Source organism: Bacteroidales bacterium (assembly GCA_021648725.1).
Classification (GTDB): domain Bacteria; phylum Bacteroidota; class Bacteroidia; order Bacteroidales; family JAADGE01; genus JAADGE01.
This window is the reverse complement of sequence record JAKISF010000001.1, coordinates 78,956-90,412: the sequence shown is the minus strand read 5'-3', so window position 1 is coordinate 90,412 and position 11,457 is coordinate 78,956. Positions and strand designations below refer to the sequence as shown.

The window sequence follows — 11,457 nt, the reverse complement described above, 5'->3', positions numbered from 1 at the left end:
CAAAAACGATCCTTTCAAGAAAACATTTTGCAAAACATTTAACTCCGAAATATAGATATTTTTTTACATTTGCAAAAACTTTTTTTATGAAAACACTTGAAAACTCGACAATTAGATTAAGAAGTATAGAAACAGAAGATATTGATTTTTTATATCAAACTGAAAACAACATTGATTTATGGGAAATCAGCAACATCGTAAGCCCTTATTCTAAGCATACTTTGGAAAAATATATACAAAATACTCAAGATATTTTTTCTGCAAAACAAGTAAGATTTATCATTGAAACAACTGTTGAAAAAAAAGTTGTAGGAATGATTGATTTATTTAATTATGACCCTATTCATCTTCGTGCGGAAATAGGAATAAACATAATTAACAATGAAAAAAGAAAGAAATTTGCTGAAAATGCATTAATTGTTTTAAAAGAATATTGCATTCATATTTTAAGGCTAACCCAAGTTTATTGTAATATCAGTGCCGACAATATTGCAAGTGTAAATTTATTTAAGAAAGCCGGCTTTAAACAAACAGGAAAAAAAGAACAATGGTTAAATACATCAGAAGGATTTAAAGATGTTTTATTTTTCCAACTTATTTTTGATTGAAAATATCCGGATATAGAAATATCTTGTTTTCAAACATTCTTATTTTTTTTGCACAATCATATAAATAAATTACTTTTGGCAATCTAATTATTACACACATCAAAACTAATTATAAATGAGCGTTTTAATAAATAAAAAATCAAAAGTTATCGTTCAGGGATTTACAGGCAGCGAAGGAACTTTTCATGCAACACAAATGATTGAATACGGGACTAATGTTGTCGGCGGAGTAACACCGGGTAAAGGCGGACAATTCAGATTAGATAAACCTATTTTTAATACTGTAGAAGATGCCGTTAAAGAGACAGGTGCCGATGTTTCAATTATATTTGTTCCGCCGGCTTTTGCAGCTGATGCAATTATGGAAGCTGCAAATGCCGGAATTAAGGTTATTGTTGCAATCACAGAAGGTATTCCTACTTCTGACATGGTAAAAGTTAAAGAATATCTTACGGATAAGGATACAACTTTAATAGGTCCTAATTGTCCCGGAATTATCACGGCAGAAGAAGCAAAAATCGGTATTATGCCCGGTTTTATCTTCAAAAAAGGTTCGGTTGGTATTGTTTCAAAATCAGGAACATTAACTTATGAAGCTGTTGATCAAATTACAAAAGTAGGCTTAGGGCAAACAACAGCGATAGGAATAGGAGGAGACCCGATTATAGGAACTTCTACTTTAGACGCCGTAAAGCTTTTTGAAGCCGACCCCGAAACAAAAGGAATAGTAATGATTGGTGAAATAGGCGGAAATATGGAAGCAGAAGCAGCAGAATGGATAAAAACAAACGGAACAAAGCCTGTTGTAGGGTTTATTGCCGGAGAAACAGCACCTAAAGGAAAACGGATGGGACATGCCGGAGCAATAATCGGTGGAAAAGCCGATACAGCTCAAGCTAAAAAACAGATTTTAAGAGAAAGCGGTGTTCATGTTGTTGACTCACCTGCTGATATAGGAATAAAAATGGCAGAACTTCTTAAATAACAACAGGTTAAATATTTTTTAGCAATAATTTAGCTTAAAATAAACAAAAATCCTTGTAATAATATTTTACAGGGATTTTTTATTGAATTCTCATTGACTTAAGTTTTTTTAGCTAACTGCTGTTTGACATATTCAAACTTATATAATATTTTATAATTTTGATGTTTTCATTTTAGATTTTTTAACAATTAATAAAATAATTATGGAATACAGAATTGAACATGATACAATGGGAGAAGTAAAAGTTCCCGCAGACAAATATTGGGGAGCACAAACACAACGCTCTCGAGAAAATTTTAAAATAGGTGATGCCGGTTCAATGCCGAAGGAAATAATTAATGCTTTCGGATATTTGAAAAAAGCTGCTGCACAAGCAAATAGTGAATTAGGTGTCCTTTCCGAAGAAAAAAAAGTTCTTATAGAGAAAGTATGTGATGAAATTATTGCGGGAGATTTAAATGACCAATTTCCATTAGTTATTTGGCAAACCGGCTCGGGAACTCAATCAAATATGAATGTTAATGAAGTTGTTTCAAACAGAGCACATGTCATTAACGGAGGAAAACTCGGAGAAGGAACGAGCCCTGTTCATCCTAATGATGATGTGAATAAATCTCAATCTTCAAATGATACATTTCCTACCGCAATGCACATTGCTGCATATAAAATGCTTATTGAAAATACAATTCCCGGTATTGAAAAATTAAGAAATACGCTTGATAAAAAAGCAAAAGAGTTCAAAAATGTTGTTAAAAACGGTCGTACACATTGGATGGATGCAACACCTTTAACTTTAGGGCAAGAATTTTCAGGTTATATTTCGCAAATTGACCACGGATTAAAAGCTTTAAAAAATACACTTCCTCACCTTACCGAACTTGCATTGGGCGGAACAGCAGTCGGCACAGGGCTTAACACACCGAAAGGTTATGATGTATTGGTTGCAAAGAAGATTGCAGAGCTTACGAGTTTACCTTTTATTACCGGAACAAATAAATTTGAAGGACTTGCCGCACATGATGCAATTGTTGAATCGTCGGGAGCTTTAAAACAACTTGCAGTAAGCTTGATGAAGATTGCGAATGACATAAGGGTTATGGCATCGGGACCGAGAGGAGGAATAGGAGAATTAATTATACCTTCGAATGAACCGGGATCATCAATTATGCCGGGAAAAGTTAATCCTACACAAGTTGAAGCTCTTACAATGGTTTGTGCTCAAGTTATAGGAAATGATACGGCAATTACCGTAGGCGGAATGCAGGGACATTTTGAACTTAATGTGTTTAAACCTGTTATGATTCATAATTTTTTAGAATCTGCAAAACTTCTCGGAGATGCTTGTGTTTCTTTTAATGATAATCTTGCCGTAGGAATTGAGCCTAACCATGTTGAGATAAAACATAAGTTGGAAAATACTTTGATGTTGGTTACGGCTTTAAACACAAAAATAGGTTATGAAAAAGCTGCAAAAATTGCAAAAAAGGCTCATAAAGAAAATACAACCTTAAGAAAAGCTGCAATAGAACTGGGTTTTGTAACGAATGAACAATTTGATGAATGGGTTGTTCCTTCAAAAATGATTGGTTCTTTGGGTTAAAGTAAGAAAAAATTCTCAGCTAAAAGGGCTTCTATTTTATGAGAAGCCCTTTTTTATTATTCTTTACTTTTCATTTATAATGTTTTGCAATTCTTTATTTTTTTGTTTCAGTTCGCTGTTAGCTATTCGCATTTCTTCCAACTCAATATTTAATCGCTCAATATTTTTTATACTTTCTTTTTCATGTTGTTCCAGAATTTCTGATTTTTCATGAGTTTCTTCTAAAAGTTGTTTCGTATGTAGATTAATTTGAATTGTAGAAATTGTAGAAGCTAAAATTTCGCTTACTTTTTCAACAAATTCAATTTGATATGCTTCGAACACGTTTATTGATGCAAGTTCTACTATACCATAAACTTTCTCGTTAATAATAAGCGGAACTATTAAAACACTTTTTGCATCTTCCTCCCCTAAGCCTGAAGAAATTTTTATATAAGACTTCGGAATATCTGTTAAAAAGATTGTATCTTTTTCCAAATAACATTGCCCTATTAAATTTTCACCCGGAAGAATTTTTTGTTCAAAAAACTTATGCCTGTCATAAGCATAAAATGCAATAAGTTCAAGAAAAACGTTGTTTTCATCAGATTCATTTAAAACATAAAGCCCTCCGACTTGCGAACCTGTATATCTCGTTAGTTTATTTATTGCAACTAAACCAAAGTCTTCTTTAGTTCCGCTGTGTTCTCTTATAATTTCATTAAATTCAGAAATTCCTTGAGTAACCCAACTTCGTTCTTCATTTTCCTTCCTACGTATTGCCTCATGTTTCGCTGCATCTGCCAAACTGTTTCTCATGGCTAATAAAGAGTTTCCCAGCACATCACTTTTTCCGCTTTTTTCAAATTTACCTTCAAAATTTCCGGACTCAATCTCTTTTGCAAATTCAGCCTTTTGCTTTAAGCCAGATATTAAATTATTAAGGGCTTTACCCATTTGCCCTATCTCATCGGTAGATGTCAGCACTTCTTTCTTAGGAAGTTCTCCCGCAGACATTGATGCAATAACTTTTCTGATATAATTTAAGGGAGTCAACATTGACCTCACAAATAAGAATGCAATAAGCAGAACCATTATAATTAAAATTATGCCGGAAACAATAATTCTGTTTGTAAATTCTAAAAATGATTTCTCCATCTTAACATTATAAGAAAGTAAAACATCTTTTTTTGCTGAATACATTTCATCTATTTGGGTTTTAATATTATCAGCTAAGTCCATTAAAGGCTCACCCTCTTGAACATAATGAGAATATTTTTTATCGAATTCTGTATCGTCATATTTTTCGGGAGAGTTTAAACGTTTCATTATATTTTTTTGTTGTGTAAACCAACTGTCTGTCAAATCGAATATTTGGTTTAGCTTTTGGCGTTCGTTTTGCTCCCAATTTTGTGATAAATTTTTCAATTCATATTTTGTATCGATATAAATATTTTGGTTTATTTTAATTAATCGTAATTTTTTAGGTGTGTTACTCTTTTTTTCAAACAGTACCCAATTTTTCAGTAAATGTTTAGATTCAAATATTGTTGAAGAAAATTTATTTAATGTTGACATTGAAGGAACAATGTCATTATTAACCTTTGTAGTTAACTCTCTGTTCTCTTTTAACATAAGATATATATATGTGTATGCTGTTAAAAAAGAGAGTAATATAATACCGAACCCGAGTATGAGTTTAACCAGAATTTTTAATCTTAATTTTGTTTTCAATTGTTGTTCTTTTAAAAGAATAAATTAATCAAAAATAATAAATATTTTATAATACTTGTAATAATCATTCTTGTTTTTAAAAACACCTGAAATACTTTCGGTCAAAAAGTTGTTTTTTGCTTTTGAAAATTCTCACTATATTCTAATATAAACATTCCGTTATTTTCAAATCCGCCGTTTTTATTTGTTCTTACAAAATCAAAATCAAATACAATTCCGTTCTTATCGGGTATAGCATCACCGGGCGATAAACAAAACTGAAAATGTCTGCCGTATTTTCTTAAAGCATTTGCAAAATAATACATTATATCATAGCCTTCAAAAGAATAAATTGAAGGCTCGGTTTCAAAGGTTGTTCTGTATTCCGCAACAAACTTTTTCACCTCAGGATTTGAATAATTACGAAATACCGGAGAAATATAGTGAAATGACAGATCTTTTAAATGTTTTAAATTAATATTCTGAAATGACTCCCAATTAGGAGACCCCACAAGTTTTATATCGTAAGTTTCCGACAATAAGTTCAATTTATCAACAACTTGGGTAATAAAAACTTCTTCATCGGATGGTATAACTATTACGTTTTGAACTCCTACCGACAGTGCATCTTCAATTGTTTCTTCACCGCCTTTATTATAATTTACGGTTTTAAGGCTTATGGCATTTGTGGTTTCTTGAAATGAGCTTGATTGAACAAGCTTATTTTTATAAATATTAATTAGTTTTTTTTCTTTTTCTGTTCCGTTATGTATCATTACAATACTTGTGTCATGCATACGTCCGAACATATCGGATGTTTTTTTTATTCGCATTTCCGTTGAGGGAACAACTTGATAAACAAACGGATTATTTTTTATTAAATCAATATTTTGAGATAGAGGCGAAATTAGGTTTATACGATTGTTTTTTGCATAATTAGTTGCTATTTTAACATTTGCAGAATAAACAGGTCCTATTATTAAGTCAACATCATTATAATTTAAACTTTTCATTATATCATTAACCGTTTTACTGTCATTTTTTGTATCATATACAGAAAGGTTTATCGAAAGTCCTTGTTTTTTCAATGTTTGTAATGCCAATAAAATCCCTTCATACAATTCAAAAAAAACCTTAGTGTTTTTGTAGAACATTTTATCTTTTTCGTCTTTGTAATTGCTTATATAATAAACATTTCTGTCCAGATGAAGCGGCAATAAAAGAACAATATTAAAACTCATTGTTTTATTGTAAACAAACTTGTTGCAAGGAGTTATACCTTCTTCTTCAAAATACAAATGTTCATATATTTGAATTTCGGTATCGTTATTTATCGGAAGCCTTTCAGAGATATCGTAGTTTGTTTTCGGAATTTTTAAAGTTTGTCCGGCTTTTAAACCGTTTTTAGTTTCAGGATTAAAAAGAACTATTTGCCTTATCGGCATTCCGAATTTTTGTGATATTGAAAATAATGTATTACCTTTTTCAACCGTATAATAATAAATATTTTCGTCTTCATAATCGAAATTTCCTTTTTTAATATTAGGAATTTTTAAAACCTGATCGGTTTTAATTCCATATTTTGCGTCAACATTGTGCATAATAATATCTTCAACCGAAACATTATATTTTTTTGATAAAGCATATAGCGTTTCTCCTGCCGTAACCTTATGGAAAATAAAATCAGGAGAATCTTTTTCTTCTTTATTAACAATAGGCATTTTTAATATTTGTCCTATTTTTATTGAAGAGGTAAGTATGTTATTGGCTTTTGCAACATCTTTTTGAGAAACATTATATGCTTTACAAATTGAATATAAAGTTTGACCGGCTTCAACTTTATGCAAATAATATTTTTGATTATTTATTATTGCTGTTTCATCCGATTTTTTAATTTCGGTTTGGGAAAAACTCAGTTCAAATATTGAAAGAAATATAAATATTCCTATTATTCTTTTCATTAGTTTCTTTTTAAGTTGTGAATTTTAGTTATTTAAACAACTGTTTGCATTTAAAACTGTATGGAATAACTGTTGACGTTTTAAAATCCTACAAATTTTTTGCGTAAAAATAGAAAAAACAGATGATAAATACAAGATTCATTAGTTTCATGCTTCTTTATTTTGATTGTAAAAAGAGAAAGATGATTTATTTGATTTTTTTAAAAATGTCCAAATCATTAAAGCAACGAAACCCGACATTATAATATAACTGAAATAAATTTCTTGATTTTCTATATATATGAAAACTGATAAAACGGCAGCCAAAATAGGTAACGATGAAATAACTGCAAAAATTTTTCCCGTAACACCTTTAGTAAAATAGTAAAATGAAAGTATAAATAATGCAAATGCTAAACTTAACCATTTTATTCTTGTGGCAATAATCAATATTTCAACTATTGAAGTAAAATTTAATCTTGCAACCAACAGTTCTGAAATTCTGAAAAGTTGTATATTCTCTACTACATCTCCGATGATTGCCGCAAAGGAAAATATTATTCCGATATTATAGATTATTTTTTTCTCATGTTTCAATATTTTCATAAAAACAAGAAATAATAATGCTGTATAAGCAAGCATATATGCGTAATCTACAAGATTCTGATTATGAACCCCTTCTATAACATCTTTTTTGAACTCGTTATTTTCCATAAAGATTGATTTCACATCTTTTTCGCTTTTAACAAATTCATACTTTATAATAGGAGAATTTAAACTGCCGGTGCTTGAATAATATACATAATGCATTAACAAAGACAACAGAATTAGAGATATTACAGTAAAATGTATTGCAGAAAATTGTTTCATTTAGTATTGTTTCTTTGTTATTATCAAAACAAAAATAGCATTTATTATTTATTAATACAAAGATTAACTTTAGTCCTTAAACAAATAAAGAAGTTCGAATAGCTCAAACTTCTTTATTTTATTGTTAATGTTTAACTTTTAAAATACAGACAAATTCAAATTCTTTTCTTCTATAAGTTTTCTTAAATTAATTAATGCGTATCTCATTCTTCCGAGAGCTGTATTTATACTTACGTTTGTTTGTTCCGCTATTTCTCTGAAGCTCAAATTTCCAAAATGTCTTAATAAAATTACCTCTTTTTGTTCGTTAGGTAATTCCTCAACAAGATTTCTGACATCAGCGGCAATCTGTTTCTTAATCATTTCATCTTCAATAGTTTCTTCCGAAAATCTTTTTGAATTAAAAATATCAATTTCAGAATTAACATCATTAGAATAAGTAGGCATTCTTGAATCTTTCCTGAAATAATCAATTGTTAAATTATGTGCAATCCTGATTACCCAAGAAACAAAAACACCTTGTTCATTGTACTTACCTTTTCTCAAAGATTTAATTACCTTAATAAATGTGTCTTGAAAAATGTCTTCGGCTAATTTCTCATTTTTAACAATAAAGAATATGTAAGTATAAACTCTTTCTTTATGTCTTTTTATTAATACCTCAAGTGCAGACTTATCCCCTTCAATAAACTTCTTAACAAGTTCCTTGTCTTTTAGTTTGATTTTCATAGCTCTCCTATTTAGTTTAAAAATAATAAGAGTAAAGTTGTGCTATAGGCAAAGGTTTTAATTTTAAAAATAACTTAGGTATTAAAAGATTAATGCAAATATCATTTAAAAAAATGAAAAAAAAAATATTTTTTGATTAATTCTATTAACTAAATTTGCATCATATTATATTCAGAAACAATTTTCATGCCGAAAACTCGGACAAAATTATGTCAAAAACAAAGAAAAATAACAAACTTTTTGCTGAAAACATTGAAATAAAAGGTGCAAGAGTTCATAATTTAAAAAATATAAATTTAACAATCGAAAGAGATAAATTTACCGTTATCACGGGTTTGTCCGGTTCCGGTAAGTCATCTTTAGCATTTGACACATTATATGCCGAAGGACAAAGAAGATATGTTGAAAGTTTATCATCTTATGCTCGTCAATTTTTAGGACGTTTAAATAAGCCCGAAGTTGATTACATAAAAGGAATTCCGCCGGCAATTGCTGTTGAACAAAAAGTAAATACGCGCAACCCTCGTTCAACAGTAGGAACTTCAACAGAAATTTATGATTACTTAAAACTGCTATATGCAAGAACCGGAGAAACATTTTCACCTGTTTCAGGAAAAAAAGTAAAAAGAAATACAGTTACTGATGTTATTGATTATTTATATCAATATCCTAAAAATACAAAAGCAATTATTCTTGCACCTTTGTATGTCGTAAGTCAACGAACCTGTTCTCAGCAACTTCAAATTTTATTAAAGCAAGGTTTTTCACGAGTTGAATTTGACAATGAGATTTATGCAATTAACGAATTGTTAAATAAATCGAAAATTTCAAAACCAAAAAAAGCATATATTGTTATTGACAGAATTTCAATATCAAATAATGAAGATACCATAAGCAGAATTGCAGACTCGGTTCAAACTTCTTTTTTTGAAGGTAAAGGTGTGTGCGTTATAAAAGTTTTCGGGAAAGAGAAAACAATTAAAGAAACTTTTTCAAATAAATTTGAAGCCGACGGAATAACTTTTGAAATTCCTACCGTTCATACATTCAGTTTTAATAATCCTTTGGGTGCATGCCCTGTTTGTGAAGGTTTCGGAAAAACTATGGGAATTGATGAAGATTTAGTTATTCCCAACAAAAATTTATCTGTTTATGAGGAAACCGTTGCTTGTTGGAGAGGCGAAAAAATGAGTTGGTATAAAGATGAATTTATAAAAATTGCATCAGATTTAAATTTCCCGATTCATCGCTCTTATTATTTATTAACACAAGATGAAAAAGATATTTTATGGTACGGGAAAGGTAAATTTAAAGGTTTATTTGCTTTCTTTAAAATGATTGAAAAAAAGAGCAGAAAGATTCAATATCGTGTTATGCTTTCAAGGTACAGAGGCAAAACAGTTTGTTATGAATGTAAAGGAACAAGGCTGAAAAAAGAAGCAAGTTATATTAAAGTAGGAGGCAAATCAATTCATGAATTAGTGAATATACCTATAAATGAACTAATTGCATTTTTTAATAATATAAGTCTTAACCAAAGCCAAAAAGATGCCGGCGAAAGATTATTAACCGAAATAAAAAACAGATTACAATATTTATCCGATGTAGGTTTGTCATATCTTACATTGAACAGACTGTCTTCAACGCTTTCGGGAGGCGAATCTCAAAGAATAAATTTGGCAAGTTCGTTGGGAAGCAGTTTGGTCGGTTCTTTATATATTCTTGATGAACCGAGCATAGGTTTGCATCCGAAAGACACTGATTTATTGATTAAAGTTTTGAAACAACTTCGAGATATAGGAAATACGGTAATTGTTGTTGAACACGATGAAGATATTATAAAAGCATCCGACAATATAATTGACATAGGACCTTTGGCGGGAACTAACGGCGGAGAATTGGTTTACCAAGGAACTTATAAAGATTTAATGAAATTAAACGGTAAAACAAACAAATCTTTAACCTCTGATTATCTGAGAAATATAATAAAAGTCCCTGTTCCGAAAAAAAGAAGGACTTCAAAACAGTTTATAGAACTTAAAGGTGCAACTCATAATAACCTGAAAAATATAGATATTAAAATTCCCTTAAATTCAATGACTGTTGTAACCGGTGTAAGCGGTTCCGGAAAATCATCCTTAATACGTGACATTTTATATCCGGCATTAAGCAGAATTTTGAATGATTTCGGTAAAAAACCCGGAAGTTATTCAGAAATAACAGGCAATATAAAACAAATTAAAGAAATTATTTTTGTTGATCAAAATCCGATAGGAAAATCATCTCGCTCTAATCCGGTTACTTACTTAAAAGCATTTGATGAAATAAGAAAATTGTTTGCATCTCAACAATTATCAACAATTAACGGCTATAAACCTGCTCATTTTTCTTTTAATATTGACGGAGGACGTTGCGAGAATTGCAGAGGCGAAGGCGAGATTACGGTTGAAATGCAATTTATGGCAGATGTTCATTTGGTTTGCGACGAGTGCAAAGGCAAGCGTTTCAAAGATGATATTTTAGATGTAAAGTTTAAAGATAAATCAATATTTGATATTCTTGAACTGACTGTTGATGAAGCTTTTGAGTTTTTCTCCGAGAATAATGAAACAAAAAAGATTACAACACTTATAAAACCGCTGGTTGATGTAGGTTTAGGATATGTTAAATTAGGACAATCTTCAAATACATTAAGCGGCGGCGAAAGTCAAAGAGTAAAACTCGCTTCGTTTTTAAGCAAGGAAAAATCATTAAAAAAAACAATGTTTATTTTTGATGAGCCGACAACAGGTTTGCATTTTCATGATATAAATAAACTTTTGCAATCTTTTAATGCACTTCTTGACAGAGGTCATTCTATAGTAATAATTGAACATAATTTAGAAGTAATAAAATCTGCAGATTATATTATTGACTTAGGTCCCGAAGGCGGTGATAAAGGCGGATATCTGCTGTTTGCAGGAACTCCGGAGCAATTGATAAAATCAAAAAAATCCTATACCGGAAAATATTTAAAAGAAAAGTTATAAAAAC

At 30.3% G+C, this 11,457-nt stretch carries 8 protein-coding genes; 4 read left to right on the top strand and 4 right to left on the bottom strand.

The genetic code is table 11. From position 1 onward, the window contains the following. The first annotated feature begins 86 nt into the window (after nucleotides 1–86). The 3 genes from L3J35_00375 to fumC all read left to right on the top strand — a co-directional run bounded on the left by L3J35_00375 (nucleotide 87) and on the right by fumC (nucleotide 3,193). On the top strand, nucleotides 87–608 hold the full coding sequence (locus L3J35_00375; GenBank protein ID MCF6364639.1) for a GNAT family N-acetyltransferase: 522 nt from the start codon (nucleotides 87–89) through the stop codon (nucleotides 606–608). 115 nt (nucleotides 609–723) lie between these two features. Further along, a complete protein-coding gene (sucD, locus tag L3J35_00370; protein ID MCF6364638.1) occupies nucleotides 724–1,593 on the top strand; it encodes a succinate--CoA ligase subunit alpha in 870 nt (289 codons plus the stop codon). Between the two features lie 202 nt (nucleotides 1,594–1,795). Continuing rightward, entirely contained in the window at nucleotides 1,796–3,193 is a 1,398-nt protein-coding gene (fumC, locus tag L3J35_00365) for a class II fumarate hydratase (protein ID MCF6364637.1), read from the top strand. 63 nt (nucleotides 3,194–3,256) lie between these two features. Here fumC and L3J35_00360 read toward each other — a convergent pair whose 3' ends face one another. From L3J35_00360 to L3J35_00345, 4 genes are all read right to left on the bottom strand, one after another. Then, nucleotides 3,257–4,906: a GAF domain-containing protein gene (locus L3J35_00360; protein MCF6364636.1), complete on the bottom strand. Its 1,650-nt coding sequence runs from the start codon at nucleotides 4,904–4,906 to the stop codon at nucleotides 3,257–3,259. Nucleotides 4,907–5,007: 101 nt separating this feature from the next. Then, nucleotides 5,008–6,846 carry a LysM peptidoglycan-binding domain-containing protein gene (locus L3J35_00355; GenBank protein ID MCF6364635.1) on the bottom strand — a complete coding sequence of 613 codons (1,839 nt, stop codon included), beginning with the start codon at nucleotides 6,844–6,846 and terminating at the stop codon, nucleotides 5,008–5,010. A gap of 147 nt (nucleotides 6,847–6,993) precedes the next feature. Continuing rightward, nucleotides 6,994–7,695 (bottom strand): hypothetical protein, encoded by a 702-nt coding sequence (locus tag L3J35_00350; GenBank protein MCF6364634.1) that lies wholly within the window; start codon nucleotides 7,693–7,695, stop codon nucleotides 6,994–6,996. Nucleotides 7,696–7,833: 138 nt separating this feature from the next. Beyond that, nucleotides 7,834–8,424 carry a sigma-70 family RNA polymerase sigma factor gene (locus L3J35_00345; GenBank protein ID MCF6364633.1) on the bottom strand — a complete coding sequence of 197 codons (591 nt, stop codon included), beginning with the start codon at nucleotides 8,422–8,424 and terminating at the stop codon, nucleotides 7,834–7,836. A gap of 209 nt (nucleotides 8,425–8,633) precedes the next feature. Here L3J35_00345 and uvrA point away from each other — a divergent pair, with 209 nt between their 5' ends. Then, on the top strand, nucleotides 8,634–11,453 hold the full coding sequence (gene uvrA, locus L3J35_00340) for an excinuclease ABC subunit UvrA (protein ID MCF6364632.1): 2,820 nt from the start codon (nucleotides 8,634–8,636) through the stop codon (nucleotides 11,451–11,453). The last annotated feature ends 4 nt before the right edge of the window (nucleotides 11,454–11,457 follow it).

What these genes read in the sequence shown, in the direction of transcription:
- L3J35_00345 (MCF6364633.1), bottom strand. Translation starts at nt 8,424, where the DNA reads ATGAAAATCAAACTAAAAGACAAGGAACTTGTTAAGAAGTTTATTGAA.
- L3J35_00355 (MCF6364635.1), bottom strand. Translation starts at nt 6,846, where the DNA reads ATGAAAAGAATAATAGGAATATTTATATTTCTTTCAATATTTGAACTG.
- fumC (MCF6364637.1), top strand. Translation starts at nt 1,796, where the DNA reads ATGGAATACAGAATTGAACATGATACAATGGGAGAAGTAAAAGTTCCC.
- sucD (MCF6364638.1), top strand. Translation starts at nt 724, where the DNA reads ATGAGCGTTTTAATAAATAAAAAATCAAAAGTTATCGTTCAGGGATTT.
- uvrA (MCF6364632.1), top strand. Translation starts at nt 8,634, where the DNA reads ATGTCAAAAACAAAGAAAAATAACAAACTTTTTGCTGAAAACATTGAA.
- L3J35_00375 (MCF6364639.1), top strand. Translation starts at nt 87, where the DNA reads ATGAAAACACTTGAAAACTCGACAATTAGATTAAGAAGTATAGAAACA.
- L3J35_00350 (MCF6364634.1), bottom strand. Translation starts at nt 7,695, where the DNA reads ATGAAACAATTTTCTGCAATACATTTTACTGTAATATCTCTAATTCTG.